The organism is Acinetobacter sp. CWB-B33, from assembly GCF_039655955.1.
GTDB lineage: Bacteria > Pseudomonadota > Gammaproteobacteria > Pseudomonadales > Moraxellaceae > Acinetobacter > Acinetobacter bouvetii.
The window spans coordinates 295,900-321,913 of record NZ_JAGFEU010000003.1 but is presented as its reverse complement, the minus strand read 5'-3'; the positions used below and the strand labels follow the sequence as shown (position 1 = coordinate 321,913).

Below are 26,014 nucleotides of genomic sequence, written 5' to 3'. Positions count from 1 at the left end.
TTATAATTGAGCACAATTTTTCTCTAATTTTAAGTGGATGACCATGAGTCGCGCCATATCGCATATTGATACCTTCCAAGGCTTAATTCTTGCCTTACAAAACTATTGGGCTGAGCAAGGCTGTGTGATTCTACAGCCTTACGACATGGAAATGGGCGCTGGTACATTCCACACTGCAACATTCCTGCGCGCTTTAGGCCCTGAAACTTGGAACGCCGCTTATGTGCAGCCATCACGCCGCCCGAAAGACGGCCGTTATGGCGAAAACCCAAACCGTTTACAGCACTATTACCAATTCCAAGTAGTCCTTAAGCCAAACCCAGACAACATCCAGCAGTTATACCTGGACTCTTTAAAAGCCATTGGTATTGACACCCTCACTCACGACATCCGTTTTGTCGAAGACAACTGGGAATCGCCAACACTAGGCGCATGGGGCTTAGGCTGGGAAGTTTGGCTCAACGGCATGGAAGTGACTCAGTTCACTTACTTCCAGCAAGTCGGCGGTGTTGAGTGCTATCCAGTGACTGGTGAAATCACTTACGGTTTAGAGCGTTTGGCAATGTACTTGCAAGGCGTAGATTCAGTTTACGATCTGGTTTGGACCAAAGGCCAGTTTGGTACTGTCACCTATGGCGATGTATTCCATCAAAACGAAGTGGAACAATCGACCTATAACTTTGAATATGCCAACGTTGAAAAAATGTTTGAGCTGTTTGACTTCTACGAAGCTGAAGCAACCCGCCTAATGGAAGCAGAATTGCCGCTTCCTGCGTATGAACAAGTGATTAAGGCTTCTCACAGCTTTAACTTGTTAGACGCGCGCGGCGCGATCTCTGTAACTGAACGTCAGCGCTACATTTTACGTGTGCGTACTTTGGCGCGCTCTATTGCGCAAAGCTATGTGGCTGCACGTGCGAAGCTTGGCTTCCCAATGGCAGAACCGCATTTACGCGATGAAGTATTAGCTCAGTTAAAAGCGCAAGTTGAAGAAGCAGCAAAAGAGGAGAATAAATAATGTCTAAACATACCGTTTTATTCGAACTCGGCTGTGAAGAACTTCCGCCAAAAAGCTTAAAAAAATTACGTGATGCGCTGCAAGCAGAAACAGTAAAAGGCTTAAAAGATGCAGGCCTTGCATTCGATTCTATCGAAGCCTATGCAGCGCCGCGCCGTTTGGCACTTAAAATTGTCAATGTCGATGGCGCGCAAGCAGACACGCAAAAGCGTTTTGACGGCCCTGCCAAACAAGCCGCTTTTGATGCCGAAGGCAACCCGACTAAAGCGCTTGAAGGCTTTATGCGCGGTCAAGGCATTACGGTTGATCAAGTATCAACCTTCCAAGCGGGTAAAGTTGAAAAAGTCTGCTACCTAAAAGATGTGAAAGGTCAAAGCCTTGACGTTTTACTGCCGCAAATTTTACAAACTGCGTTGGACAATCTTCCAATTGCAAAACGCATGCGTTCTGCGGCTAGCCGTACTGAATTCGTCCGTCCGGTAAAATGGGTGGTGTTGTTAAAAGACAACGATGTGGTTGATGCAACCATTCAGGATCATCAAGCAGGCAATGTGACCTATGGTCACCGTTTCCATGCGCCTGAAGCGATTACTTTAGCCAATGCGGATGAATATCTTGCGAAGCTAAAAGCAGCGTATGTGGTTGCGAACTTTGAAGAGCGTCAAGCCATTATCGATCAGCAAGTGAAAGCGCTTGCGGATGAAGTGAATGCGATTGCTATTGTCCCTGCAGACTTACGTGATGAAGTAACCGCATTGGTTGAATGGCCTGTTGCGCTGCGTGCAAGCTTTGAAGAACGCTTCCTTGCTGTGCCGCAAGAAGCCTTGATCACTACGATGCAGGATAACCAAAAGTATTTCTGCCTAGTGAATAGCGATAATAAATTGCAGCCGTATTTTATTACCGTTTCAAATATTGAGTCTAAAGATCCGGCTCAAATTATTGAAGGAAATGAGAAAGTTGTTCGTCCGCGTTTGTCGGATGCTGAATTCTTCTTCCTGCAAGATCAAAAGCAGCCGCTTGCGTCTCGCAAAGAGAAATTGGCGAACATGGTGTTCCAAGCAGAATTGGGTACGCTGTGGAACAAATCTGAACGTATTGCAAAATTGGCTGTGGCTCTTGCGCCGATTACTGGCGCAAACCCAGCTGATGCTGAAAAAGCTGCCCTGCTTGCAAAATGTGACTTAACCTCTGAACTTGTGGGTGAATTCCCTGAGCTGCAAGGGATTGCGGGTACATACTACGCGCGTATTGAAGGCGAAAATGACGAAGTTGCAGAAGCTTTAGGCGAGCAATATCTTCCTAAATTCGCTGGCGATGTTTTACCGAAGACTAAAACAGGTACAACGATTGCCCTTGCAGACCGTTTAGATACGCTGACAGGTATTTTTGGTATCGGTCAAGCGCCTACAGGTTCTAAAGACCCGTTTGCACTGCGCCGTTCTGCAATTGGTATCCTTCGTCTAGTGACTGAAAACAATCTTGATGTTTCGATTGAAGAACTGATCAAATTAGCTTTGGCTGCTTATGGCGATGTATTAAAAGATCACGCTAAGACTTTGGCGGATGCTGTTGCATTCCTTGAAGGCCGTTACCGTGCCAAGTATGAAGACCAAGGTGTTGCGGTTGACGTGATTCAAGCGGTTCAAGCGCTTTCTCCAAAATCACCGCTTGATTTTGATAAGCGTGTAAATGCAGTAAATCACTTCCGTGACTTGCCTGAAGCGGCTGCGCTGGCTGCTGCCAACAAGCGTGTTGCTAACATTCTTGCGAAAGAAGCTGCGCCTGAAGGCGCTGTGATTGAAGCAAACTTAGTTGAAGATGCTGAAAAAGCATTGTTCGCTGAACTTGCTAAAGTGACTCCTGTCGTTGAGCCATTATTTGCTGCCAAAGACTACACGGCTGCATTGTCTGCGCTTGCTGCGCTGCGTGCGCCAGTCGATGCGTTCTTTGATGGCGTGATGGTAATGGCTGAAGATGCAGACTTGAAAGCTAACCGTTTACGTATGCTTGCTCAGCTTCGTGACTTGTTTACGAAAGTGGCGGATATTTCAGTGCTTCAACACTAAGTTCTGATTTGATATTTAAAACCCGCTTTAGAGCGGGTTTTTTATGCAGTTTGAAACACATCTGAAATCCTGCTAAAAATAGCTGGATTTTTTACAAGAATAATAGATGCCAAATATTAAAGTTCAGCGTCATTACCGCCCAGATGTGTATCTTTTTATCGCTCACACATTGTTGCTCGTGTTTAGTTTCATCCTTTGGAAGCTTTATCCATACATTCCAAACAAGCGGGATATGAGCGGCCTATTCTTTATGATCATTTCTGTTGTGGGGGGATTTATTGGAATCATTATTATTGCTGTATGTTTACCGCGCTTAGATCGTACAATTAGACACTTAATGCTATCTAAATTTGTTTTAAGCATTATTTATTGGCTGTCCAGTACGGTCATTTTCGTGCTGTTTGGCATCACTAAGTTTTTCAACAACAGCCCGCTTGTTTTTTTTGTCTTTGTTTTTCTGTTTTTGAGCACCCTGTATTTTTCAATTATTCATGTTGCCGATATGCGCAAAAAAGACTGGCTCATTTTAGGCGGGATTTTAGGTTCGCTTGTGTTGTTGTTCTTTTTGCCAACGATTTAAAAAGCTTTCTAAAAAACCTCAAGGCATTGTAAAACATAAAATTTTTAGGTATAACTTTTTAAAATTTTACTTGAGAAAAATCATGGCAAAGCCACGTATTTTTGTTAGTTCAACATATTATGATTTAAAACATATAAGAGCTTCTTTGAGCTTATTTATTGATTCACTAGGTTATGAATCTATTTTATTTGAGAAAGGGCAAATTGCTTTTGTCAGTGATGACCCTTTAGATATATCTTGCTATCGTGAAGCTGAATCTGCTGATATTTTCGTGCTTATCATCGGTGGACGTTATGGTTCTGAAACAAGCGAAGTTCAGATCAAAAATAAAAATCAATATACTGATTATAATAGTATCACACGCCAAGAATATGATACTGCCAGCCGTAATCACATTCCTACTTATATCTTAATTGAAAAAGGTGTATATGCTGAATATCAAACTTATAAAAACAACCGTGATAATCATGATATAAAATATGCTCATGTAGACAATATTAATATTTTTAAATTAATAGATGATATTCATACTAAGCCTAATAACAATCCAATTTTTTCTTTTGAAAAATATAATGAAATCGAGGATTGGTTAAAAGATCAGTGGTCTGGGTTATTCAAAGATTTCCTTGTTAAGCGCGGAAATTCAAAAAAATTTGAGTCTCTTCAAAGCCAAATCAGACATTTAGAAACTTTGAACTTAACTTTAAAAAATTATTTAGAAATACTAATAAATGCTGACAAAAAACTTGAAAATGACGAAATTATTAAAGCCGAAAATGAAAAAATTACTAAAGCAAAAGTTTTAGAAAAAATAAATACATTATTCATTTTTAGCTATATTTTTAATGGCGCAAGCCTCAGCTATAAAGAAATGGAAACTTTCATTAATATTATCAGAATCTCAGACACACCTAGCGAATTTATTAATCGGTTGATTCAAAGCGGACTACCAATTCAAGACCAAATCTATAGTTTAGCCTTAAATCACATTAATAACGAAAATATCTCTTTATTGAATGACTTAAATGAATTAAGAAGTTTGCTATCGCTGAAGTTATGGGAATATTGATAATGTCTAAAAATATTTTGGATTCTTATTCACATTTCCCTATACTCAAAGACAACAACACTCAACAAGAAAGAACCATATGAAACTGAAAACGCTCATTTTGACAGGTCTTGCGGGTATCGCACTTACAGCATGTGCAACAGCGCCAAAAATTCCAACGCTGGACTTTGGGGTTCTGCAAGAAGTCAGCAATTTAGATGTCTATCCAAATACAACCAACAACAAAGCCAAACTCACCAAATTTGATGACAAATGCGTGATTGAATTTACTGGCAATCTGGAAGCCGGCAAAGTCATTGAACAGTGGTCATTCAGGGGCTTTACACTCATCAGCGGCGGTTCTGCAACTTTTGCCAAAGACGGTACCAGCACCGCCAACACTTTTGACCTGCACGCGCCAGACGTACAGAAAAACTTCCTTGCGCTGCGCCACAACTTCCATAAAGACGCTTTAGCGCAATGTGACTAATCCAGCACTTTTCATCATCTGTTAAATGCATTTTTAACAGATGATGCGTTAAATCCAGCAATCCATAAATACAAAACTGAAGTTACAGAGAATAAAATTATTTTCACAGACTTAACTTTCATCACATTTTTTTACCCGCTTCTTACATAAAACGGCTCAACGTATTTTCCGTGTAAGCCCTTGTGCAGCTTTGATCACAAATCCGTTTTTTTCAAAAAAATACCTCTAAGATGATTTCCGATCCCATCCGCAAGGTGAATTTTTTTCACCAAACGAGGTATAAATTCAGAATGAATCTTTTTAAAACAACACTAACAACAGTAATGACTGCAGCGCTGTGTGCAGCCTCGCCTCTCGTTCTCGCAAATACCGCCCAGGCTGATGCAAATGCCCAAGTCAATGTACAAGCAAATGCAGATACAAGCGTGCTGAGCAGCTTAGGCCAAAACGTTAAAAACGCTGTGAATAAAACCGGCGATGCCGTTAAAGCAGCTGCCTCTAAAACGGAGCAAGGCGTCAAACACGGCGCTGCAAAAACCCAAGCATTTACACAAGAGCAATGGCAGGGCACTAAAGCCGCTGCTGCCGATAAAGCGCAGACCGCCAGAGAAAAAACAGCTGAAATCAAGCAATCCAGTGCTGAAACTAGCGCGAAGGCAAAACAGCCTCTGCATGAAAAGCCTGAAAAAACCAAAAAATTCCTATCGAAAAAAACCAATCCAGACCAAGCACCCAACACGGGCTTGAAGGGCAATGTGCAGGCAGATCTCAATACGCCAGCCGGCAAAGCGCATATTTCGTCAGAAACGGATGCCGAGATTGGCATTAAATAGCGCTGCATGATTCAGCGTTAAAAACGGTATTCTCCTCCAGAGATATCTAAAAAGAAGGCCCATTTTGGTGGGTCTTTTTTTATGCCGGACAGATCAGTTCTGGATGCTTTATAGGACAGTACAGCTCATCCGATACCCTCATTTTAAAAGCTGTATGAATTTCGCAGCCTATGCATGCAACTTCAGCCTGCTTGCATATAATGAGCAACAGAAATGGGCTCTACAGCCTCTAAGCTCAGCCAATCAATAGAGGTGCCTGCACCATGCAATATATTCAAACCGCTTTCATCAAAAATGCCATAAAAACTGTGTTCTGCACGGGTCTGGCTTTAGCGGCAGCTTCTTCACTGTGGGCGCAAGAACCCGCACCAGTGGCCGCGCAAACACAGCAGCCGGCAGAAAAACCGGTGAAGCCTTATGGCGATAACCCGAATATTCTCCATGTCTGGGCCTATAAAGCGCAGGAAGGGGTATTGAATACCGCGGCTAAAGTGGGCAATGCGGCTGAACGCGGCATCGGTAAAATTAAGCCATCAGTCGATCAGGCCTGGGACAATACCAAAGACATTGCTGGCAATACCGTGCAAAAGGTCGATGAAGGCGCACAGAAAGCGACTCAAGGCGTAAATACTAAAATTCAGGAAACCAAAGCAGCGCTGGGCGGCAAGCCGAGCCAATCGGCGCCGATCGAACGGCGTTCATTGAGCGAGCCGTCTACATCGCCAAGCAGCTACCATAGCGCTCCTGCAGCACCTAGCGTCAATCAAGCTGCACCGAATACAGTACCGGGCAGTTCGGGCGCTGCTGCTTATCCTGTGACGGATTTATAAATTAAATACAGCACCATCCAAGCACGTCACTGTAAAAAACGCATGCAGTAAAAAAAGCCCATCAAGTAATGGGCTTTTTTTTACACTGACTTTGCAATTAAAATATATCTCAGAACAGAATGCAGCCTGATTAAAAATATAACGCCTGCTTCCAATTATTACTAAAAACAACTCATATCATGCAAAACCTCATCACCGCCCACGGATAATAATGAAAATACTGACTGGATTTATTTTAGGACTGCTCTTCGCCTATGCAGTATGGTACTGCCTGCCAAAATTGCACCGCTATTTCCCCAATGCGCCTCTGCCGAACATACAGCAGCAGAACACCTACTCACATGAACCTGAGGGAAAAATATTGCAGTCACTAGACTATGTTGCAGGTGAAGACTTCAAATCCACTGAAGGCAATAGCGCTGTGCTGTATCAGCTGAAGGATCAATGCAAACTCACACTAAGTGTCTTTGGTGAATCGTATCAATACGAAATCAGCTTTTATGTCCAGCAAGGTAAAATTCTGTCTGCTTTTGAAACCTCGTATAGCTACCCGAATGGCGGTTTTTATGCAGAAAATGCAACGGAGCAGGCATTTGAAACACAGCAACAGTATTTAAAAATTATGAATCCATTAAATACTCAAACCCTGAGCTTATTTGACAAAATCGCTTCCCAATTTAAGCCCGCGCTCATCAAAGCATGCTGATTAACAGCACGCTTTGATCATCGCACGGCATTAATTCACTTTACGAATCACCAAACCCGCTTTAAACGCTTCGGTATTTTCAATCAGCTGCTGCACAATGCGCTGACGCGCATCGACACTGCCCCATGCGCTGTGCGGCGTTACAATTAAGTTTGGAAGGCTGCTGTCCAGCAGCACATTGCCGTCTTTTGGCGGTTCAGCCGTCAGCACATCTGTGGCTGCTCCCGCAATCTGGCCTGAACGCAGCGCATCCGCCAGCGCCTGCTCATTCACCACCCCGCCGCGCGCGCAGTTGATTAAAAATGCGCTTGGCTTCATTTGCGCAAAGGCAGCGCTGTCCAGCAAATCACGGGTATCTTCCGTTAAAGGGCAGTGCAGGCTTAAAAAATCCACTTGCGGCAGCAGTTCTGCAAAAGGCACCCGCTCTGTAGCGGATGGGCGTTTCGGCAAAGATGCAATCATGATTTTCATGCCGAAAGCATGCGCCAGCTTCGCAACTTCCTTGCCCAGCTCCCCATAGCCCACCAGCCCTAAAGTTTTGCCTGAAAGTTCAATAATGGGGAAGTCCAGCAGACAGAACTGGCTGGCTTTATTCCACTCGCCTTGCTGCACTGCGCGGTCATACTGGCGGAACGATGTGGCTAAGTTCAGCATCAGCATCAACGTGTGCTGCGCAACGGCGGATGTGCCATAGCCTTGGCAATTGCAAACAGTAATCCCCTGCTGTCTGGCCTGCTGCAAATCCACATTATTGGTGCCGGTAGCGGAAATTAAAATCAGTTTCAGCTGCGGGCACTGCTGCAGGGTTTCAGCATTCAGCACCACCTTATTGCTGATAATAACCTCGGTCCGCTGCACACGCTCCAGCACTTGTTCAGGCAGAGTGCCGGGATACAACACCAGCTCATCAAATACAGCATGCAAACCGCTGAAATCCAAATCGTTTTTATCCAATGATTCAAAATCTAAATATACGGCTTTCATCTGTATGTCCTTCAGTCATTATGCATGCAGATTGCATGTGTTTAAGGCATTAAAGCTAAGTCCAGCAGGCATTTCAAGCCCATTTTGCAGCACATAAAAACGAAAAACCCGCAATGCTGCGGGTTTGCCATGCTGGCGGATCCATCCAGAAAATGATGTTCAGCGCTTGCCTAAATCGCTGCGCAATGCATTGCGGATTTGAATCACCACATACACCGCCAATGCGCCCACCACCAACAGTCCGAGACTGAAAACGGCGGCATGGGCGCTGAAACCCTGCGCAAAAGCGCTGCCCGGAAACATTGCTATCAAGATCAAACACCCTACAGCCAGCATCTGATGAGATTGCATACTGATGACCCCGCTCATACTGATCTTCAAGTTTAAAATCCGTTGAATGCACGCAATGAAGCCGTGCTCAATTCAAATCTTAGCCTGAATGCGACATAAAGCAACGGGCTGTTTTTTAAACTAAGCTTTTTCCAGCTGCGGCACAAATTTGCTGGAATCATCCAATACATCAGCAAAGTGCGCCGCGCCCAGCTCATCGGTGCTTAAATTCAGATTTTTGTAGCTCAGCACATAGTAACCGGCATACTTCTTCATCATCAGCGGATGCATGCCTAAAGACAGTTCATCCTGCAGCAGCACCAGCTTCATCATTTGGCGGTCATTCATGACAATCATATAAGGCTGATCATTCCAGCTGATCTGCACCAAGGCATTGCCTTTGGCATATATCGGAATCAGGAATTTATGATTCAGCGCAATCGCGCCCGCGGCATAGCTTTCAATTTTTTGGCTGATGACATTAAATACCAAGCCATGCCCATAGGCATCCTGCAGCAGGCTGCGTTTTTCCTGCGGCATGCTGACCTGTATGCCAAGTTTGGCTAAATCCTGCTGATCCACCTGCTTATTGCTGAACAGTTCACGCAGCAGGGCCTGCTTCTGTTTGGCATCAAAAAACTGATCATCCAGCGCCAGCGCATTGCTCTTTAAAATATGCCCCAGCGCCGCGCGATGGCGCGGCAGCAGATTTTCAATCACTTTACGGTAATAGAATTTGCTGTTCTTTTTGACCTCGCGCATCTTTTTGTAGAAATAGCTGGCGTCAAAAGGGTGGCGCAAAAAGTCATGCACCAGCGCGGAGCTGGCCAAAACGGCAATCGCGTCATGATCGGTATAGGGCAAATGCAGATAATGCGCATGCGGAATCAGCGGCTTCAAATGCTCAATATGCACGCGGTCCGCGGCATAATACGGGTCAAAAATCACGATATATTCACGCGCTGGCGAAACATCTTCCGCCCGCACAAACATGCGCCCATTCAGTTCGGGCTGATAGAACATGTTGTAGCGCGTATCTTCCACATCTTCGGGGTTAATCGAGTACTGCGGCACCATCGCGACGACACGCTGCACATCCAGCAGATTGGAATATTTAATGGCGGCATAGCCGCCCATCGAACCGCCATAGGCAATCCGGGTTTTAAACGGCGCAATCACCGGCTGAATGCTGTCCATCATGGCTAAAATAGAGCTTTCAGGAAACCATGATTTTTGCTTCGGCATAATGCCGATCACATTAAAATCGAATTTGTGCAGGGATTTTTCAGCATTCACGCTCAGGCCTTTGGCCCGCGTAATTAAATCGCCAAAGGAAAAAATCAATTCTGCCGATGAACCTTTGAGGAAAATGACCCGGATCTGTTCATCTTCAAAAATAATCTGTTTATCCATCATCACACCGTTATCAAGTCCTTTTGCTTCATTCATCGAATATTCAACACACAGTCAAATTTGCAGTTCATAGGAATATGCTATTTTATAATGGAGTCAGGGATTAAAAATTGCAGAATATGACACAATCACTACATCCTGCCGCAGAAAAAGGCTTTGGCGCAGCTGCGGCGCTGTATCAGCAAGTGCGCCCCGGTTATCCGGCCGAAATCAGCACCTGGCTGAAATCGCATCTCAAGCTCAGCGGCCAAGATGCATTATTGGATCTGGGAGCGGGCACCGGCAAGTTTCTGCCTTATTTAAAATCCATCAGCTCAAAAATTACCGCGGTCGACCCGGTTGCCGCCATGCTGCAGCAGCTGCGCCAAGCGCATCCTGATATCAGTACTGTACAGGCTTTCAGCAGTGAAATTCCAGTACCGGATCACTCCATCCGCGCGGTCTTTTGCGCGCAATCCTTTCATTGGTTTGCCGACCAAGCCACGCTGGCTGAAATTGAGCGCATTTTACAGCCGGACGGCGATCTGGTACTGATTTGGAATCAGCGCGATATTAACACGGATTGGGTGAAAGCCTTAGCTGAGATTCTGCTGCCGCTGGAAGGCGGCACGCCACGCTACCACAGCGGCCTGTGGCAAAAAGCCTTTGAACAGCAGCCATGGTTTAAGCTGGATCAGGAAACCGCCTTCCGCCAGCTGCACTGCGGCACGGTTGAACAGGTCGTTTCTAAACGCCTGTTGTCCACCAGTTTTATCGCGGCCATGCCTGAAGCGCAGCAGCAGGCGCTGAAACTGCAATTTGAACAAACTGTATTTGAATTGACCAGCAAACAGGCGCAAGATGACATTGAGTTTCCCTATACCACCCATGTGTATGTCTTTAAAAAAACTGCAGGAAAATAGGTGCCTTATGCCACATGCATTTAAAGTTTTAGGTCTGCCGCTGCTGATCAGCGCCGCGCTGCTGGCCACAGGCTGTGACCGCAGCAAAGAGGCGGAAAAGCCGTCCGCAGATCTGTCACAAGATGATCAGATTATGCGTGAACTGGCTTCAGAACCGGTTAAGCCTTTTGCCAAGACCGCCAATGATGTGCAGGACATTCAGGCCCTGACTGATTTTGACGCGCGCTTTACCGCAGTCAGCGATGAAATGGAAGATGAGCTGATGCGCATGAAAGAGGATGGCTCTTTAACGCCAGAATTCGCCTTAAGCCGCAAGCAGGACAATATCAACTCTGCGCTGACCATGCTCAAAGCCTTGGATTTAAAAACGGAGCAAGGCCGCTATATTCAGGGCCTGATGTATCAATACTGGGACAATCAGGGCAAACTGCTGCGGCAGCCGCCTGCGGATCAAAACAGCAAGGCCGCCGGTAATCAACAGCCCAGTGAAAATGTGAAAGGCTTAGGCCAGTTTATCCATGCGCAGGAACAGCTGGAACATTGGCAGCAGCAATATCCTGCCATTCCATCACCGGCAGAAAAGCAGTAAGCCTCTCAAAATAAAAAAGGGTTCATAGGAACCCTTTTTAACAGCAGCCGCATTTTTAAGCTGAAGGCCGTTCGGCATACTGCGGCAAATGATCGCAGATGTCATCCCATTCCGCTTTGGACGCTGCAAAAATGTGCATGACGGGCTTCTGCGCCAAGGGCGTATCTAAAGTGCCAATGCGCAAGCGGTAGAAATCCGGAGTCTCCGCTTTAATGCTGATGATCGGCGAACCGCAGGCGCCGCAAAAGCAGCGCTGCGTGGTTTCAGTCGACTGAAATTTTTTGAACAGGTGCTCGCCTTGAACAAGCTTGAAATCGGCTTTGCGGATTGGCGCATTCACGGCATAAGCGGCGCCATTGGCTTTGCGGCAGCGCTGACAGTGGCACTGCACAATTTCGCCAATTTCACCGTGAATTTCATATTGAATGCCGCCACATAAGCAGCTGCCTGTATAGAAGTTCTCTTGCATCACTCACTGCTTCCCGTCAGATCTTTGCTGAACAAGTTAACACAGTCCTGCGAGTTTCCATACCGCTGAACATGCTGCTTTATTGCGCACTCAAAAATTGATGCACGCCTTCACCAGCGGCCCGCCCAGTCGCAAAGCATGCGGTCAGCAAATAGCCGCCGGTCGGCGCATCCCAGTCCAGCATTTCACCTGCGCAAAATACCGCAGGATTGGATTTCAGCTGCAGCTGTTCGGTCAGCATTTCGCGTTTAATGCCGCCGGCGCAGCTGATCGCTTCTTCAATCGGGCGGAAACCGCTCAGGGCGATCTTTAAAGATTTAATCTGCCCAGCTAAAGCCTCGGGCTGTGTCCATAATGCCTTATCCACCAGCTCACGCACCAGATTGGCTTTAGCGCTGTCTAAGCCAGCTTTGCGCCAGACATTGCTCAATGACTGCTTTTTGCTGGGCTGCAGTTTCGCTGCCAGCTGTTCAACACTTTGATCAGGCAGCAAATCCAGCTGCAAAACCATCGGTTTCTGCTGTCTGACTAAATGGCGCAGTTCGCGCCCTTGTTTGTAAATCAGTCCGCTTTCTAAGCCATAATGTGAAATGACAATATCGCCTGTTGATTTCGCGCTCTCCCCCGCCCACGCGTTTACGCGCTTTAACGGCTGACCGAATACGGGCTGCATAAATTTAGACCAAGCAATTTCTACCCCAGCATTGCTGGCTTGAAAGGGTTCAATTTCTTCGGCCTTCAGCCATGCCTGCCATGCTCCGTCACTGCCCAGCTGAGGCCACGACACTGCGCCGCAGGCCAAGACGACAGCGTCAAATGCTTCGGTACGCACCGCTTCCTGCAGCAAGTCTTTGAACTGCACGGCCTGCGGCTGTACCTGCAAGACTTGATGGCGGTAATGAAATTTTACGCCCTCTTCCGCCAAGCGTTTCAGCCAAGCGCGCAAAAGCGGCGCGGCTTTCATTTCAATCGGAAATACACGGCCGGATGAACCAATATAGGAATCTATGCCTAGGCCCTTCATCCAGTTTTGAATCCAGGCGGCATCCCACTGTTTAACCCACGGCGCCAGCCAATCTGCCTGATCGTAGCGCTGAATAAACTGCGCTGCAGGCTCTGCATGCGAAATATTCAGCCCGGTTTTGCCCGCCATTAAAAATTTGCGGGCAGCCGTCGGCTTTTGCTCATAGACATGCACATCATAGCCATACTGGCTCAGCACCTCCGCCGCCATCAGCCCTGCCGGGCCTGCGCCAATAATCGCGATGCGTTTGCTCATGCTGTTTATTCCGCTGCCGCTGCAGTTTGCCCCTGCAAAGGCTGAAAATCATCAAAACGTGTTGTACAGCCTTCCGGCTTGGTGATGATCAGCTGCTGGCACAATTCACCGCGCTCTAAATACTTAATTTCAAAATGCGTTCGCGCTGAATCTGCGGGAATGACTTCTTTAACAAAAGGCAATTTCCAGACCTCAATCAGCTGCTGCTGCGCTTCTTCAATATAATCCGGAATATTGCTGGCGAGTGTGATCTGACCGCCCGTTTTTAAACGCGACAGTAAAAATTCAAAAAACGGCATATTCAGCCAGCGCTGCGCAGGGTTATGCGGTTCCGGATTCGGGTACAGAATAAAAAACTGTTCCACTTGCGCTGGAAATAACGCATGCACAACCCATGGCAAAGCATCGGCATGGATTGGCTGTAAATTCTGTTGACCTTCTAAGCCATGCTGTTTTTGCATCGATAGAAATTTTTCGCGGGTGCGCTCCACTGCGATCAGCTGTTTTTCTGGATTTTGGCCGCTGAACAGCAAAGCGTGCTTGCCTTTGCCTGCGCCGATTTCGACACAAACCGGCTGATTGGCAATCGCTTGAAAATCACGGGGAGCATGCATGCGCTGCGCTTGAAATTGACGAATCGGCATAATCAGATCAAACTAATGAAAACGGCATAAGTCTAACAATTGTGACTGTATTTGCCTAATCGAATCCTCTATTTTTGCTGGAGTCTCGCCATGCCGACCCTTCTAAACTGCCCGCGATGCGCTGAGCTGACCACCTGGGAAGACAATGAATACCGCCCTTTTTGTTCTGAACGCTGCAAAATGATTGATTTAGGCGCATGGGCCAATGAAGACTATAAATTGTCAACACAAGATGCCCCTCAAGCGGAAGGCTCAGAAGAATAATTCAATTTTAGGCCGCTTTAGGGCTTGTTTTTTAAAAAATTAAGAATAATGTCATCTCTGTAGCGTATAAAAGCTACGCTGTAGAGATAAATAATAAAAATTGACCACAAATTAATAAAAACTGACCACAAAAGTGCTTCAGGGGAGTCTCAAGCATGAAAATAAAACTGCTTTACGCCATATTAGGCATATTCACTTTATTCAGTATCAGCTGTTTGATATTGGGGTTTTACAACGCTGACCTTATTTTTATTGCTGCCGGCGTGCTCTTAAGCTCTGCTTCAGGCTTACTTTTTTTGGAAATGAAAAAGATATTATCTAATCCCTTTGAAAAAGGCTGAAGCGCCTGCTCCAGCCTGTGTCTTTTAACCCGCTTTGCCTGCAACAAAAGGATTATGCTGTTTTTCAAAGCCAATGGTGCTGATGGGGCCATGGCCTGAAATAAACTGCGTTTCATCCGGCAGGCTGAAGCATTCACGCTGAATCGAGTCCAGCAGCTGCTGATGATTGCCACGCGGGAAATCGGTACGGCCAATTGAACCCTTAAACAGTACATCTCCTGTCCAAAGCAGGCCATAATTTGGGTTATAGAACATCACATGGCCTGGCGTATGGCCCGGTGCAAAACGCACCTCAAACTCTTCCTCCCCCAGTTTGAGCACTTCACCGCCCTCCAGCCACGTCGTCACGTCGACTTTTTCGGGAATCGGAAAACCGTAGCGCGCAGAGACCTCCTGAATCATATCCAGCCAAAACGCATCTTCTTTATGCGGGCCGATGACGGGCACATTCCAGACTTTTTTCAAGGCGCCTACGGCGCCCGCATGATCCAAATGGCCATGCGTCAGCCACAGCGCCTTCACCTTTAAGCCCAGCGCTTCCACTTCCGCCTGCAGCTTTTCAGGCTCACCGCCGGCATCAATCAAAACCGCTTCTTTGCTTTCAGAATCCCAGACAATGGAACAGTTTTGCTGGAATGCCGTGACCGGCACAATTTTGACTTGCAGCATTTGGCTAAACCTCAAATATCAGTGGGCTAATGTGTGCTTTAAGGCGTCAAGATTAGCTTGAAGCAAAGCATTGAGCAATTGCAAATGATCTGCGCGGGCATTTAAAGCTGGAATATAGCTGTAGCTGCCGCCGCCAGCTTCTGCAAACAGCGCGGCATTTTCAACTGCCAGCTCTTCCAGCGTTTCCAAGCAGTCTGCCGAAAATGCAGGGCTCATCACCTGTACAGAGTTGACGCCTTGGCTCGCCCACTCATGCAGCAAAGCATCGGTATAAGGCTTGACCCATTCCTGCTTGCCAAAACGCGACTGGAAGCTGATGGCCCATTGATCTGCCCTCAAACCCAAGGCCTCTGCCAGCAGCTGCGCTGTAACACGGCAGCGGTCAGCATAAGGGTCCCCTTTGTCAGCATACGGCTGAGGAATGCCATGAAATGACATCAGCAATTTTTCCGGCTGGCCGTGCATAGCCTGATATTCACGCACGCTCTGCGCCAGTGACTGAATAAATAGCGGATGCTGATAGTAATCCCGAATAATCGACAGGCCGGGCAGGCTGCGCTGCTGCGGAATCCACTTTGCCAAGGCATCATACAGCGGTGCGGTAGATGTCGCGGAATACTGCGGAAACAAGGGCAATAAAATCAAATGATCCTGCTGCTGTTTTGACAGCTGCTGCAGCAATGCATCAATGCCGGGATTGCCATAGGTCATGGCAGGAACAATATTCAATTCAAATTCAGGATACAGCGGAAGCAGATGCGCTTTTACCGCCTGCACTTGCTGCAGTAAAATTTCACGCATCGGCGAATCAAGATTCCACACGGTTTTATAGGCATGCGCTACACGCTTAGGGCGGAACGGCAAAATAAACAGCCGCAATATCAGCTGCCAAACCGGCTTCGGAATTTCGATCACACGCTGATCGGATAAAAACTGCTTCAAAAATTGGCGCACTGCAGGAACTGCTGGCGAATCCGGAGTACCCAGATTTGCCAAAATAATTGTGATTTTCGCTTTCGCTGCAGCAGACATCAAACCATTCCAATCTAAATGAACACGACTACTCTATCAGCTTTCTAAAAACTTCATAAATGGATTAATACTGAGTTTTAAATTGAAAAACCCGATCATTATCCAATAAATTGCTTTCCATCAGCTTTTGCGCTTTTGGCGTCACCTGCCACAGCATGCGCTGGCGGTCATCACGTCCAGACTGAATAATCCATTCGTTTTGGCGCATCTGCATTTTAATACTGTGCAATGCGCGGATATTGACTTGCGCGCGGGCGACTGCATGCGCGCGCGGCATGTCCATGCGGGCATCCTGCAGGCCTGTTTCATTTAGATATTCATTCATCCGCTTGGAAAAAAACTCTTCCGGCGTCGGATGAACAAAGGTTGAGCCCAATACAGACAGCAGCTGCGCCCAAGTCATTTTTTTCTGAATTTTCAGCTCTTTGAAGTTGCCGTCCTGATAAGCATGCATGCGGTATTCAAACGAAAAAAACTCATGCATCGATACTTTAGGCAAACTCAGGAAAGGATCGACTTCCCGCTTGCCTGACTCGGTTTCCAGCTGCTCCAGCTTGTTTTTCAGCTGGTCAATTTCATCCTGCAAGACTTGCGTATTCTGCGGACGCACCCAGCCCAGCACGGGGTAGCGCTCCAGCATTTGCGGCAGATTAAAACGCACTGCCATTTCTAAATCACGCAAGCTTCGATAGGTAAACACTTGATCTACCTCATTTTGAAGCAGCTTACGGAACTCTTGGAACTTATCGCGCAATTCAGGCTTATCATCATGCAAGGCAGCTTCCCGGGCTGCAGGCTCATCATGCATAAACACAATAATCGGTTTTTGCTTGGTCACTGCATAAATATATTCTAAATGCATATAGCCCACGCCGGAAACAGACTGTTCGCCGTAGGAACTGCCCAACAGCACCACAACATAATCGCAATCATCAATTTGACGCCGCGCAAATGCAGTGCTTAGCGGTGTACGCTGCTCCAACCCCCAGGAAAAGAACCCCATTCCCACCAATGTTTGAGCTAAAACCATCCGTTCTGGCTGCATTTCAGCGCCAGAAGTTGAAATAAAAACCTGATAACGCTTATCGAGCATTGGTTATCCTCATTCCAATTGCATACCGCAGTGCGAAGCAGTTAATATCCCGCATGCTCTGGCTGCTAATATGACTACCCCAATATAAACACTTAATTTCTAAATGCTTAATCTATAAATAATTATTACTAAAACAATAAAAAAGCTGCATTAATTTATTCAGCCTTTAATTGCTAATATTCTCCACCGTCCAAGTCAAATCTTCTGAAATCAGGCGGCTTAAAATTGGCTTTAAATTTTCCGCATTTCGCCCACTGACGTAGCACTCGATGCGGACAGCATCTTTTCGATCTTGCTCAAATAATAACTCATTTTTTATTAAAATGCGGGCTGTTTGACGCGCAACGGCAAATCCAGAGTCAATTAATGTCAGTTTCTGACCAAAAATATGCTGAATGGCGGGTTTTAAGAAAGGATAATGGGTACAGCCTAAAACTAAAAAGTCAGCACCTTGATCAACAGCAGGCTGCAAAATCTCCTGCAGCGTCTGCAGGCAAGCCGCGCTCATTTGCGCGCCGGCTTCCACAAATGGCACCAAATCCAAATTGGTCACAGACATGACCTGCACTTGGGCAGGTTTGGCAAAACGCTCCACAATTTCTTTAATCAGCTGGCCTCTGAAGGTTGCCGGAGTGGCCAGCACGGCGACCGTTTTGGTTTTGCTTTGCAGCACGGCAGGCTTTAAGGCGGGCACTAAGCCGATAATCGGAAAATTTTCGCCATAGTGCGCGCGCAGATAATCCAAACTGAACGCGGATGCGGTATTGCAAGCCACGACTGCAACTTTGCATCCTTTTCTGTACAGCCACTCAATAGCGTGCGCAGTGAGTTCCCGGATTTCCTGATCATCTCTGGGGCCATACGGCACATGCGCAGTATCGGCATAATAGACAATGTGCTCATTCGGCAAATGCCGCGCAATTTCCTGAGCCACCGACAAGCCGCCAATGCCCGAATCAAAAATCCCAATTGGCGCATCAGCAGCAGCTTTCGGCATTGGATCATTCAGCGGATAAATAGGATGAATAGCGGTCATAGCTTCAAATTCAGAAGTTGCAGTTTGAGATGATGAAAAGCTTAAACCTCAGGCGCCTAATTGCAAGTGAAAATCGCCGCTTTTCAGGCTTAATATGGTTTCGCCTTGCGCATTTTCAAGCATCTCGCCCATTTCAATTAAATGAAAAAAAGCCGCCCGCTGAATGACTGCATTCAGCCCAAAACGCACAGCAACATAAGGGCGCATTTCTCCAGCAAATTCACGCATGAAAATCGGATGCTGCGCATCGACAATAATTTCGTCCTGCGTGCTTGTGATCAGCTGAATATAGCATTTGCCCTGCAATTCAATTTGATTGGCCTGGTTAACAAATAAAGGTTCGTCTTCTACCCGTATTTCAATCTGCTCGGCTGGCGTTTTTAAATAGAATTTTCCCTCTTCTTTCCACAGCACCGCAGAGAACAGGTCAATCAGCGCCTTCCGCTTGATCAATTGACCTTCGTGCCACCATTCTCCATTTGCCTTAACCTCTAAATCCATGGCACCGCAGTGCTTTGGGTGCCATTGATCCAAAGGCGGAATTGACTTTTTGTGACCGGACTGTCCATCTTTTAAGTATTGTGCAATACCCATTAAATTTTTATTATCGCCAAGAGCTGCTGTTTTCGTCGGATTTGGTGTTTTTTCTTGATTATTCATAGCAGAAGACCCTAATGACGGCAAAATATGATGATTCAGCCAATTGGCTAGACCAATGTTTAAAACTATACTAGCCCACAATATAAATGACACGATAATTTATTTGTGTCTGGAAGCAAAGAACACTCATGGCAGCGCCGTTTTTAGAGTCAAAAGCGGTAGCCACCTTTAAACCAGATGAGGAGTCCTACATGGAACACATCGAACGTGAATCGATGGAGTTTGACGTAGTCATCGTTGGCGCAGGCCCTGCTGGCCTTTCTGCTGCGATTAAAATCCGTCAACTTGCAATTGAAAATAACCTGAACGATCTGTCCGTTTGTGTCGTGGAAAAGGGCTCCGAAGTCGGTGCGCACATCCTCTCTGGCGCTGTGCTTGAACCGCGCGCAATCAATGAATTGTTCCCGAACTGGAAAGAAGAAGGCGCGCCTTTGAATGTTCCAGTGACTGAAGACAAAACCTACTTCTTGCTGTCTGATGAAAAATCACAGGAAATGCCGTATTGGATGGTGCCGAAAACCATGCACAATGATGGCAACTATGTCATTTCTCTCGGCAACGTAGTGCGCTGGTTAGGCGCAAAAGCGGAAGAGCTTGAAGTATCGATCTTCCCGGGTTTTGCGGCGTCTGAAATCCTTTACCATGAAGATGGTTCTGTCAAAGGCATTCAAACCGGCGACATGGGCATTGGCAAAGACGGCGAACCGACGCACAACTTTACCCCTGGCTATGAGCTGCATGCAAAATACACCATTTTTGCTGAAGGCTGCCGCGGCCACTTGGGCAAGCGCCTCATTGCGAAGTTTGATTTAGACAAAGACGCAGATCCGCAGCATTACGGCATCGGCATTAAAGAGCTTTGGGAAATTGACCCGGCTAAACATAAAGCCGGCACAGTGATGCACGGTGCTGGCTGGCCATTGACTGAAACTGGTTCTTCAGGCGGCTGGTGGCTGTACCATGCGGAAAACAACCAAGTGACTTTGGGTATGATTGTCGATCTGTCATACACCAACCCGCACATGTATCCATTCATGGAAATGCAGCGCTGGAAAACCCACCCGCTGATTAAGCAGTATCTTGAAGGCGGCAAACGCATTTCTTATGGCGCGCGTGCAGTCGTAAAAGGCGGCTTCAACTCTCTGCCGAAGTTTACTTTCCCAGGCGGTTCTTTGATTGGTGATGATGCAGGCTTCCTGAACTTTGCAAAAATTAAAGGCTCTCATACGGCGATGAAATCCGGCATGCTGTGCGGTGAAGCGGTATTTGAAGCAATTGCAGCCGGTGTAGAAAAAGGCGGTGATCTTGCCATTGCCCGCGTCACTGAAGGTGAAGATTTCTTCGCGAAAGAATTGACGGCTTATACCGAGAAGTTCAACAGCAGCTGGCTGAAAGAAGAGCTTTATAACGCGCGCAATTTTGGCCCAGCCATGCATAAGTTTGGTACGTTTGCAGGCGGCGCGTTCAACTTTATTGATCAAAACGTCTTTAAAGTGCCATTCACGCTGCATGACTTGCAGCCTGACTTCAGCGCGCTGAAAACAGTGGATGCCAACAATGTGAAGCCGAACTATCCAAAACCGGATGGCAAGCTGACCTTTGACCGCTTGTCTTCAGTATTCGTATCCAACACTGTACATGAAGAAAATCAGCCTGCTCACTTGAAGCTGACTGATGCCTCTATTCCTGTGAATGTAAACTTGCCAAAATGGGATGAGCCTGCTCAGCGCTACTGCCCTGCCGGTGTTTACGAAATCATGGAAAATGATGACGGTTCGAAGCGTTTCCAAATCAATGCAGCCAACTGTGTGCACTGTAAAACCTGTGATATTAAAGACCCTTCTCAAAACATCACTTGGGTAACGCCTGAGGGCGGCGGCGGTCCGAACTACCCGAACATGTAATCTATTTCAGATTAATAAATTAAACCCGCATTATGCGGGTTTAATTTTTAAAAATGAATTTAAAATGATAAGAATCAAAATATTCCAATACTTCAAAAAGCGTTAGCCCTTTTGAACTAAATAATGAAATTCCTTATTGCCGTTTTCATCCAAGCGCTCTTCCTGCAGCAGCAGTTCATGCCCTAAATGCATGCAGAATTTTGGGATATCCCAAGAAGTAGAATTATCCGTCGCAAATACTTCCACCACATCTCCAGACTTTGACTTGCGGATTGCCTGATGCAGCATCATGACGGGCTCCGGACAGCGCAGGCCACGGGTATTTAACTGAATGCTCGGGATAATTGCAGGTTCAGACATCGCACAGCTCAAAAAAAGAAAACCCAGCTAGTTTAGCATAGCCTGCGCCAAATTCAGTATGCCGCGGCTTATCCCCTGGGCATCCAAGTCATCCGCACAGACAGGGCGTAAAGCGCTCAATGAGCCTATTCTTATGCGCTGCAGGCAGGCATCCGCCGCTTGCAGGATTTTGATCTGAACATTCAGATTTCCCTTTGGAATAGGCATAGACAACTGTATTTTCTGCGGTATGATAAAATCACATTTTTTAGATATTAAGCGTCTTCAGGAAAGATCATGAACGATGAATCAGGCCCGTCGTGGGGCATGCGCGGCTTACGTAAATGGCTAGGCACTGCGCCGGAAACCCGCGATGAACTGTTAAAATTAGTACAAGATTCACGTCGTTTTTTAGAACCCGATACTGTTGCCATGCTTGAAGGCGTGCTTGACCTTCCTGCAACAAAAATCCGAGAGGTCATGACCCCGCGCACAGCGATGATCAGCCTTCAGGAAGATGATGAACTGCTGGATATTCTGCATGTGCTGATTGAATCGGCGCATTCACGCTTTCCGGTATTTTCATCAGATCAGCCCGATAATGTCGTGGGCATTTTGCTGGCCAAAGACCTGCTGCCATTCTTAACGGACCGCAGTTCTAAAGTCGATGTCCGCGCGCTGATGCGCCAGCCGCTGTTTGTTCCCGAAAGCGCCCGCTCAGATCAAGTCTTGCGCATGCTGAAAAATACGCAAACACATATTGCCGTGGTGATTGATGAGTACGGCACAACTTCAGGCTTAGTCACCCTTGAAGACATTTTAGAAGAAATTGTCGGTGAAATTGAAGATGAGCACGACAACATTGATGAAGAAGCTGAATTCATCATCCCCGACGCAGATCCGAAAACAGCCAATACCTGGCTGGTTCAAGCGCTTACACCAATTGAACATTTCAACAATGTTTTAGATGCAGATTTTTCTGACGATGAAGTAGAAACTGTCGGCGGTCTTTTGCTTCAGGAAATTGGTCTAGTGAGCGATTTGCAAGGTCAGGTCATTGAACTTGAAAATTGGGAATTTACCATTCTGGAGGCAGATGCGCGCACTATCCATCTGATTCGAGCTGTCCGTAAATGAGAACCTATTTTGACAAACTGTTAAATCCTGCAGAACAACAAAAACAGCTCCCGTTAATTTACCCTTTGCTGATTGCGCTGTTTTCCGGCGCAGTCTTCAGCTTTGCGCTGGCGCCCTATTATTACTGGTGGCTGGCGATTCTATCTCCGGCACTGCTGTATGCCTGCCTGCGTAAACGACCAGCCAAGCAAGCTTTTGCCATTGGCTGGTCGTATGGCATTGGCTTATGGTTTGTCGGCGCATTCTGGCTGTATACCTCCATTCATGTCTACGGCGACACCAATTCTTTTTTAAGCGTCTTGATGATTGCCATTATGGCCTTAGTGATGGGGCTGTTCACTGCGGTGCAGACATGGCTATACCGGCGCTTTTTCCCAGAAACCCCCTTAACCTTTGCGCCGCTGTGGGTGCTGTTTGAATGGGCCAAAACCTGGGTCTTTACTGGCTTCCCGTGGCTGTTTGCCGGTTATGCGTTTACGGAACGCTATCTCGACAGCTATGCGCCATTGTTTGGGGTATTTGGCGTATCTTTCGCAGTGATTGTTCTCGCCTGCGCGCTGGTTGAGATTCTGAATAGAAAAATGTTTTGGATTGTGCCCGCTGCTGTTTTACTCCTCGGCGCATGGGGAGCATCCCAGCTCACCTTTGTCGAGCAGAAAGCTGAAAAGCCATTATCGGTTTCACTGATACAGGGCAATATTCCGCAGGACTTAAAATGGCTGACCGAATATCAAACCAAAACCTTAATGATTTATGCCCAGCTGAGCCGGACTGAATGGGGCCGCGATCTCATCGTTTGGCCTGAATCGTCCATTCCGCTGTTCCAAACCGACATTGAGCCGTTTTTAGACGCCATGAATGCGCAGGCAAAAAAAACCGGCACAGCATGGGTTACGGGCATTCCTTACTGGGATCTGCCTGAATCGAAGCGCGAAGGCCAGCCGATGTACTACAACAGCATCATGGCAACCGGTGACGAATCTGAAGGACTATACAAAAAACAGCGCTTAGTGCCGTTTGGTGAATATATTCCGCTGTCCGGCCTGCTCAGCTGGGTGCTGCCTGCCCTGCAGAATGACCCATCCATGAGCGGATTTTCCCGCGGCGCCAGTGATCAAAAGCCCTTGTCTGTGAAGCATCATGATTTAGGCGCGGCCATCTGCTACGAAGTGGCTTACCCGAACCTGACCCGGCGCAATGCGCAGCAGAGTGATTTTCTGGTGACCGTATCCAACGACGCTTGGTTTACCGGCACAGCAGGCCCATTGCAGCATCTGCAAATGGTGCAAATGCGCGCGAAGGAAAACGGCCGCTGGTTTATCCGCGCCACCAATACCGGCGTGACCGCGTTTATTGACCATCATGGACATATTGTGAAACAGGCGCCGATGGATAAAGAAGCCGTGCTGCGCGGCGATCTGCCGGCAATGCAAGGTGAAACCCTGTATATGCGCCTCAGCGATTGGCCAATTTTGGCTTTCTCACTCCTGCTGCTGATTATGGGCTGGATTTACCGTCCGCGCAAAGTCGATGTATCGTTTAAATCACGCCGATAATTGCCTGCCAGCCTGAAAATAAAATTGAATCAGAAAAATTAAAAACCGAGCTTCAGCTCGGTTTTTTTACAGATCTAGAATTCAAAGCAGTTTTGTGCCCAAAGGCACCTCAGCATCCGGCACGCACAATGCAACATATCCATCTGCATTATGAAAACCCGTGACCAGGCATTCGGACTGAATAGGACCAATCTGCTTTTTCGGGAAATTCACCACTGCAGCGACCAGCTTGCCCACCAGCTGCTCAGGCTGATACAGCTGCGTAATTTGCGCACTGGATTTTTTGATGCCCAGCTCTGCGCCAAAATCCACATGCAAAATATAGGCTGGCTTGCGCGCCTGCTCAAAGACCTCCGCCTGAATAACTCTTCCGGCACGGATCTCCACTTTCAAAAAATCATTCCATTCAATCTGCTGCATTCTTTGCATTGCTCCTGCATGTTTTTATTCATCCACAGTATAAGCAAGCCTTGGCGCATTGCCCTGTGCTGAAACAGACAAGGCATCCCGCAATCTGGACAATTTCGACAGGATTAAAAGCAGACCATTCAAAAAATAGAGTCCGCCAATTTTCCATAAAAAAACCAGAGTCATCGCTCTGGTTTTTTTAGAATGCTTCAAAATTTCAAACGCGTCCTTCAACGCCATATTAATGACGGCGCCTTGATTTAAAATTGCACGGCAATATATGAAATCATCGCAGCCAATGACAGCATTGGAACATAACGGTACATCTGCACAACCGCATGTTCAAACACGGATTGCTGATCTTGCTTTAATTTTGCAACAGTGGCCTGCAGTGCGGACCAGAAACTCAAAACCAGCAGGCTGCTCATCATGCTGATCGCAAAGAAGCCAACCATAATCTGGCTGCTGCCTTCAGTATTTTGCCACAAATGCAAAATGCCTTGACTGACAGGAAGAATGCTGAGAACTAAAAGAACAGATTTCAGCATCGCCCAATGAAATTGACTGATTTCATCTTCTAAGATTAATGCTTTCATTCTATCCTCCCTTGGCTGAAAAAGTGCCATTAGAGATATTATGCAAGGTTTTATTTAAATTAAAAGCTTATATTTCTCCATATTTTACGATTATTGTAATCAATAATTTTGGGAATAATTCTTATTATAAATATCAAATAGAATTATTATATAATATTTTTATTTTACAGCAACTTATATTATTTAATTTAATTAACATTGATTATCACTTCACTCAACATTGAAATAACCTATTAAGTGAAGTGCTTTATTCCATAAAATCTGAATAAATAATGATTCTCAATTAATTTTTATAAAAAAGATCCGCATCATTGTCCTCTCCGCCAGACTGCCCGTCTGCGCCAAATGAATACAAGTCATACGGACGGCCTTCCGCGCCTGGAATCACATACTGAATATCATTTTCCCAGCTGTCTTTCGGATAGCCGCCTTTCACATAGCCGCCCGGCAGCCAGTTTTTTGCCGATTCTGGCTTATTCACCAAGGCGCCTAAGCCGCCATCCTGCATAGATGGGTATTTGCCATTGTCCATTTTGTACTGATCTAAAGCGCCAGCCACGCTTTTTAAAGTAATTTCAGTGGTATCCACTTTAGCCTTTTCACCGCGCCCCATCACGTTCGGCACAATCAAAGCGGCCAAAACACCGAGGATCACAATCACCACCATCACCTCAATCAGTGTAAAGCCTGAAGCGCGGTTCACTCGAGCGCCGTTCTGACGTGCCGCAAGTCCGCATGCTGCGCTTCCGCTGTGGATTTGATTCACAGCAAGTTCAGTCCTTTTCATTCCATGTC

Annotated in this window: 29 protein-coding genes; 14 read left to right on the top strand and 15 right to left on the bottom strand. The window is 46.5% G+C overall.

Going from position 1 to position 26,014, the window contains the following annotated elements; translation table 11 throughout:
* Positions 1-43 precede the first annotated feature (43 nt).
* From glyQ to JZ784_RS10840, 8 genes are all read left to right on the top strand, one after another.
* Entirely contained in the window at positions 44-1,018 is a 975-nt protein-coding gene (glyQ, locus tag JZ784_RS10875) for a glycine--tRNA ligase subunit alpha (RefSeq protein ID WP_005007135.1), read from the top strand.
* Complete coding sequence (gene glyS / locus JZ784_RS10870; RefSeq protein ID WP_346314888.1) at positions 1,018-3,087, top strand: glycine--tRNA ligase subunit beta; 2,070 nt, start codon at positions 1,018-1,020, stop codon at positions 3,085-3,087. The genes glyQ and glyS overlap by 1 nt, the downstream gene beginning before the upstream one ends.
* Before the next feature lie 106 nt (positions 3,088-3,193).
* Complete coding sequence (locus JZ784_RS10865) at positions 3,194-3,667, top strand: hypothetical protein (RefSeq protein WP_346314887.1); 474 nt, start codon at positions 3,194-3,196, stop codon at positions 3,665-3,667.
* A gap of 82 nt (positions 3,668-3,749) precedes the next feature.
* Positions 3,750-4,736, top strand: coding sequence for a DUF4062 domain-containing protein (locus JZ784_RS10860; protein WP_346314886.1), 987 nt, complete (start codon positions 3,750-3,752; stop codon positions 4,734-4,736).
* Between the two features lie 79 nt (positions 4,737-4,815).
* Positions 4,816-5,205: a hypothetical protein gene (locus JZ784_RS10855; RefSeq protein WP_346314885.1), complete on the top strand. Its 390-nt coding sequence runs from the start codon at positions 4,816-4,818 to the stop codon at positions 5,203-5,205.
* Positions 5,206-5,495: 290 nt separating this feature from the next.
* Complete coding sequence (locus JZ784_RS10850) at positions 5,496-6,038, top strand: hypothetical protein (RefSeq protein WP_346314884.1); 543 nt, start codon at positions 5,496-5,498, stop codon at positions 6,036-6,038.
* A 263-nt stretch (positions 6,039-6,301) separates the two neighbouring features.
* Positions 6,302-6,868, top strand: coding sequence for a hypothetical protein (locus JZ784_RS10845; protein WP_346314883.1), 567 nt, complete (start codon positions 6,302-6,304; stop codon positions 6,866-6,868).
* 211 nt (positions 6,869-7,079) lie between these two features.
* Positions 7,080-7,574, top strand: a complete 495-nt coding sequence (locus JZ784_RS10840; RefSeq protein ID WP_346314882.1) for a hypothetical protein — start codon at positions 7,080-7,082, stop codon at positions 7,572-7,574.
* Positions 7,575-7,604: 30 nt separating this feature from the next.
* On the opposite strand, the gene JZ784_RS10835 is transcribed toward JZ784_RS10840, so the two are convergent.
* From JZ784_RS10835 to JZ784_RS10825, 3 genes are all read right to left on the bottom strand, one after another.
* Positions 7,605-8,558, bottom strand: a complete 954-nt coding sequence (locus tag JZ784_RS10835) for a 2-hydroxyacid dehydrogenase (protein ID WP_346314881.1) — start codon at positions 8,556-8,558, stop codon at positions 7,605-7,607.
* Positions 8,559-8,717: 159 nt separating this feature from the next.
* A complete protein-coding gene (locus JZ784_RS10830) occupies positions 8,718-8,909 on the bottom strand; it encodes a hypothetical protein (RefSeq protein WP_346314880.1) in 192 nt (63 codons plus the stop codon).
* 120 nt (positions 8,910-9,029) lie between these two features.
* Complete coding sequence (locus JZ784_RS10825) at positions 9,030-10,301, bottom strand: hypothetical protein (protein WP_346315042.1); 1,272 nt, start codon at positions 10,299-10,301, stop codon at positions 9,030-9,032.
* Between the two features lie 119 nt (positions 10,302-10,420).
* On the opposite strand from JZ784_RS10825, the gene JZ784_RS10820 reads away from it, so the two are divergent.
* Both JZ784_RS10820 and JZ784_RS10815 read left to right on the top strand, forming a co-directional pair.
* Positions 10,421-11,203 carry a class I SAM-dependent methyltransferase gene (locus JZ784_RS10820; protein ID WP_346314879.1) on the top strand — a complete coding sequence of 261 codons (783 nt, stop codon included), beginning with the start codon at positions 10,421-10,423 and terminating at the stop codon, positions 11,201-11,203.
* A 7-nt stretch (positions 11,204-11,210) separates the two neighbouring features.
* On the top strand, positions 11,211-11,792 hold the full coding sequence (locus JZ784_RS10815; RefSeq protein WP_346314878.1) for a hypothetical protein: 582 nt from the start codon (positions 11,211-11,213) through the stop codon (positions 11,790-11,792).
* A 55-nt stretch (positions 11,793-11,847) separates the two neighbouring features.
* Here JZ784_RS10815 and JZ784_RS10810 read toward each other — a convergent pair whose 3' ends face one another.
* The 3 genes from JZ784_RS10810 to JZ784_RS10800 all read right to left on the bottom strand — a co-directional run bounded on the left by JZ784_RS10810 (position 11,848) and on the right by JZ784_RS10800 (position 14,190).
* The gene (locus tag JZ784_RS10810) at positions 11,848-12,261 is read right to left on the bottom strand and encodes a GFA family protein (protein ID WP_346314877.1); all 414 of its coding nucleotides are present in this window, start codon (positions 12,259-12,261) and stop codon (positions 11,848-11,850) included.
* A gap of 79 nt (positions 12,262-12,340) precedes the next feature.
* The gene (locus tag JZ784_RS10805; RefSeq protein ID WP_346314876.1) at positions 12,341-13,540 is read right to left on the bottom strand and encodes a TIGR03862 family flavoprotein; all 1,200 of its coding nucleotides are present in this window, start codon (positions 13,538-13,540) and stop codon (positions 12,341-12,343) included.
* A 5-nt stretch (positions 13,541-13,545) separates the two neighbouring features.
* Complete coding sequence (locus JZ784_RS10800; protein WP_346315041.1) at positions 13,546-14,190, bottom strand: SAM-dependent methyltransferase; 645 nt, start codon at positions 14,188-14,190, stop codon at positions 13,546-13,548.
* An 84-nt stretch (positions 14,191-14,274) separates the two neighbouring features.
* On the opposite strand from JZ784_RS10800, the gene JZ784_RS10795 reads away from it, so the two are divergent.
* Entirely contained in the window at positions 14,275-14,448 is a 174-nt protein-coding gene (locus tag JZ784_RS10795) for a DNA gyrase inhibitor YacG (protein ID WP_346314875.1), read from the top strand.
* A 365-nt stretch (positions 14,449-14,813) separates the two neighbouring features.
* Here JZ784_RS10795 and JZ784_RS10790 read toward each other — a convergent pair whose 3' ends face one another.
* The 5 genes from JZ784_RS10790 to JZ784_RS10770 all read right to left on the bottom strand — a co-directional run bounded on the left by JZ784_RS10790 (position 14,814) and on the right by JZ784_RS10770 (position 19,279).
* The gene (locus JZ784_RS10790; protein WP_346314874.1) at positions 14,814-15,458 is read right to left on the bottom strand and encodes an MBL fold metallo-hydrolase; all 645 of its coding nucleotides are present in this window, start codon (positions 15,456-15,458) and stop codon (positions 14,814-14,816) included.
* 18 nt (positions 15,459-15,476) lie between these two features.
* A complete protein-coding gene (hemH, locus tag JZ784_RS10785; protein WP_346314873.1) occupies positions 15,477-16,490 on the bottom strand; it encodes a ferrochelatase in 1,014 nt (337 codons plus the stop codon).
* 64 nt (positions 16,491-16,554) lie between these two features.
* Positions 16,555-17,583 carry a DUF4062 domain-containing protein gene (locus JZ784_RS10780; protein ID WP_346314872.1) on the bottom strand — a complete coding sequence of 343 codons (1,029 nt, stop codon included), beginning with the start codon at positions 17,581-17,583 and terminating at the stop codon, positions 16,555-16,557.
* 166 nt (positions 17,584-17,749) lie between these two features.
* Positions 17,750-18,619 (bottom strand): glutamate racemase, encoded by an 870-nt coding sequence (gene murI, locus JZ784_RS10775; RefSeq protein ID WP_005007103.1) that lies wholly within the window; start codon positions 18,617-18,619, stop codon positions 17,750-17,752.
* A 48-nt stretch (positions 18,620-18,667) separates the two neighbouring features.
* Positions 18,668-19,279 (bottom strand): DUF1285 domain-containing protein, encoded by a 612-nt coding sequence (locus JZ784_RS10770; protein WP_346314871.1) that lies wholly within the window; start codon positions 19,277-19,279, stop codon positions 18,668-18,670.
* A gap of 191 nt (positions 19,280-19,470) precedes the next feature.
* Between JZ784_RS10770 and JZ784_RS10765 the strand changes: the two genes are divergently transcribed.
* Positions 19,471-21,183, top strand: coding sequence for an electron transfer flavoprotein-ubiquinone oxidoreductase (locus JZ784_RS10765; protein WP_346314870.1), 1,713 nt, complete (start codon positions 19,471-19,473; stop codon positions 21,181-21,183).
* Between the two features lie 102 nt (positions 21,184-21,285).
* Here the strand turns inward: JZ784_RS10765 and tusA are convergent, their stop codons facing one another.
* Entirely contained in the window at positions 21,286-21,543 is a 258-nt protein-coding gene (tusA, locus tag JZ784_RS10760; protein ID WP_005007096.1) for a sulfurtransferase TusA, read from the bottom strand.
* A gap of 276 nt (positions 21,544-21,819) precedes the next feature.
* On the opposite strand from tusA, the gene JZ784_RS10755 reads away from it, so the two are divergent.
* The gene (locus JZ784_RS10755; protein ID WP_005007094.1) at positions 21,820-22,659 is read left to right on the top strand and encodes a CBS domain-containing protein; all 840 of its coding nucleotides are present in this window, start codon (positions 21,820-21,822) and stop codon (positions 22,657-22,659) included.
* Positions 22,656-24,215, top strand: a complete 1,560-nt coding sequence (lnt, locus tag JZ784_RS10750) for an apolipoprotein N-acyltransferase (protein WP_346314869.1) — start codon at positions 22,656-22,658, stop codon at positions 24,213-24,215. Before JZ784_RS10755 ends, lnt begins: the two co-directional genes overlap by 4 nt.
* 81 nt (positions 24,216-24,296) lie before the next feature.
* On the opposite strand, the gene JZ784_RS10745 is transcribed toward lnt, so the two are convergent.
* The 3 genes from JZ784_RS10745 to gspG all read right to left on the bottom strand — a co-directional run bounded on the left by JZ784_RS10745 (position 24,297) and on the right by gspG (position 26,006).
* Complete coding sequence (locus JZ784_RS10745; RefSeq protein WP_346314868.1) at positions 24,297-24,635, bottom strand: tRNA-binding protein; 339 nt, start codon at positions 24,633-24,635, stop codon at positions 24,297-24,299.
* 248 nt (positions 24,636-24,883) lie between these two features.
* The gene (locus tag JZ784_RS10740) at positions 24,884-25,219 is read right to left on the bottom strand and encodes a hypothetical protein (RefSeq protein ID WP_005007086.1); all 336 of its coding nucleotides are present in this window, start codon (positions 25,217-25,219) and stop codon (positions 24,884-24,886) included.
* Between the two features lie 283 nt (positions 25,220-25,502).
* Complete coding sequence (gene gspG, locus JZ784_RS10735; protein ID WP_130143811.1) at positions 25,503-26,006, bottom strand: type II secretion system major pseudopilin GspG; 504 nt, start codon at positions 26,004-26,006, stop codon at positions 25,503-25,505.
* Between the last annotated feature and the right edge of the window lie 8 nt (positions 26,007-26,014).

Excerpts from the sequence above, each read along its gene's own strand:
- JZ784_RS10820 (WP_346314879.1), top strand. The coding sequence starts at position 10,421 with ATGACACAATCACTACATCCTGCCGCAGAAAAAGGCTTTGGCGCAGCT.
- JZ784_RS10795 (WP_346314875.1), top strand. The coding sequence starts at position 14,275 with ATGCCGACCCTTCTAAACTGCCCGCGATGCGCTGAGCTGACCACCTGG.
- JZ784_RS10745 (WP_346314868.1), bottom strand. The coding sequence starts at position 24,635 with ATGCAGCAGATTGAATGGAATGATTTTTTGAAAGTGGAGATCCGTGCC.
- JZ784_RS10855 (WP_346314885.1), top strand. The coding sequence starts at position 4,816 with ATGAAACTGAAAACGCTCATTTTGACAGGTCTTGCGGGTATCGCACTT.
- glyQ (WP_005007135.1), top strand. The coding sequence starts at position 44 with ATGAGTCGCGCCATATCGCATATTGATACCTTCCAAGGCTTAATTCTT.
- tusA (WP_005007096.1), bottom strand. The coding sequence starts at position 21,543 with ATGTCTGAACCTGCAATTATCCCGAGCATTCAGTTAAATACCCGTGGC.
- gspG (WP_130143811.1), bottom strand. The coding sequence starts at position 26,006 with ATGAAAAGGACTGAACTTGCTGTGAATCAAATCCACAGCGGAAGCGCA.
- JZ784_RS10790 (WP_346314874.1), bottom strand. The coding sequence starts at position 15,458 with ATGCTGCAAGTCAAAATTGTGCCGGTCACGGCATTCCAGCAAAACTGT.
- hemH (WP_346314873.1), bottom strand. The coding sequence starts at position 16,490 with ATGTCTGCTGCAGCGAAAGCGAAAATCACAATTATTTTGGCAAATCTG.
- JZ784_RS10815 (WP_346314878.1), top strand. The coding sequence starts at position 11,211 with ATGCCACATGCATTTAAAGTTTTAGGTCTGCCGCTGCTGATCAGCGCC.
- JZ784_RS10740 (WP_005007086.1), bottom strand. The coding sequence starts at position 25,219 with ATGAAAGCATTAATCTTAGAAGATGAAATCAGTCAATTTCATTGGGCG.
- JZ784_RS10770 (WP_346314871.1), bottom strand. The coding sequence starts at position 19,279 with ATGAATAATCAAGAAAAAACACCAAATCCGACGAAAACAGCAGCTCTT.
- glyS (WP_346314888.1), top strand. The coding sequence starts at position 1,018 with ATGTCTAAACATACCGTTTTATTCGAACTCGGCTGTGAAGAACTTCCG.
- JZ784_RS10780 (WP_346314872.1), bottom strand. The coding sequence starts at position 17,583 with ATGCTCGATAAGCGTTATCAGGTTTTTATTTCAACTTCTGGCGCTGAA.
- lnt (WP_346314869.1), top strand. The coding sequence starts at position 22,656 with ATGAGAACCTATTTTGACAAACTGTTAAATCCTGCAGAACAACAAAAA.
- JZ784_RS10840 (WP_346314882.1), top strand. The coding sequence starts at position 7,080 with ATGAAAATACTGACTGGATTTATTTTAGGACTGCTCTTCGCCTATGCA.
- JZ784_RS10835 (WP_346314881.1), bottom strand. The coding sequence starts at position 8,558 with ATGAAAGCCGTATATTTAGATTTTGAATCATTGGATAAAAACGATTTG.
- JZ784_RS10865 (WP_346314887.1), top strand. The coding sequence starts at position 3,194 with ATGCCAAATATTAAAGTTCAGCGTCATTACCGCCCAGATGTGTATCTT.
- murI (WP_005007103.1), bottom strand. The coding sequence starts at position 18,619 with ATGACCGCTATTCATCCTATTTATCCGCTGAATGATCCAATGCCGAAA.
- JZ784_RS10765 (WP_346314870.1), top strand. The coding sequence starts at position 19,471 with ATGGAACACATCGAACGTGAATCGATGGAGTTTGACGTAGTCATCGTT.
- JZ784_RS10845 (WP_346314883.1), top strand. The coding sequence starts at position 6,302 with ATGCAATATATTCAAACCGCTTTCATCAAAAATGCCATAAAAACTGTG.
- JZ784_RS10805 (WP_346314876.1), bottom strand. The coding sequence starts at position 13,540 with ATGAGCAAACGCATCGCGATTATTGGCGCAGGCCCGGCAGGGCTGATG.
- JZ784_RS10755 (WP_005007094.1), top strand. The coding sequence starts at position 21,820 with ATGAACGATGAATCAGGCCCGTCGTGGGGCATGCGCGGCTTACGTAAA.
- JZ784_RS10860 (WP_346314886.1), top strand. The coding sequence starts at position 3,750 with ATGGCAAAGCCACGTATTTTTGTTAGTTCAACATATTATGATTTAAAA.
- JZ784_RS10850 (WP_346314884.1), top strand. The coding sequence starts at position 5,496 with ATGAATCTTTTTAAAACAACACTAACAACAGTAATGACTGCAGCGCTG.
- JZ784_RS10830 (WP_346314880.1), bottom strand. The coding sequence starts at position 8,909 with ATGCAATCTCATCAGATGCTGGCTGTAGGGTGTTTGATCTTGATAGCA.
- JZ784_RS10825 (WP_346315042.1), bottom strand. The coding sequence starts at position 10,301 with ATGGATAAACAGATTATTTTTGAAGATGAACAGATCCGGGTCATTTTC.
- JZ784_RS10810 (WP_346314877.1), bottom strand. The coding sequence starts at position 12,261 with ATGCAAGAGAACTTCTATACAGGCAGCTGCTTATGTGGCGGCATTCAA.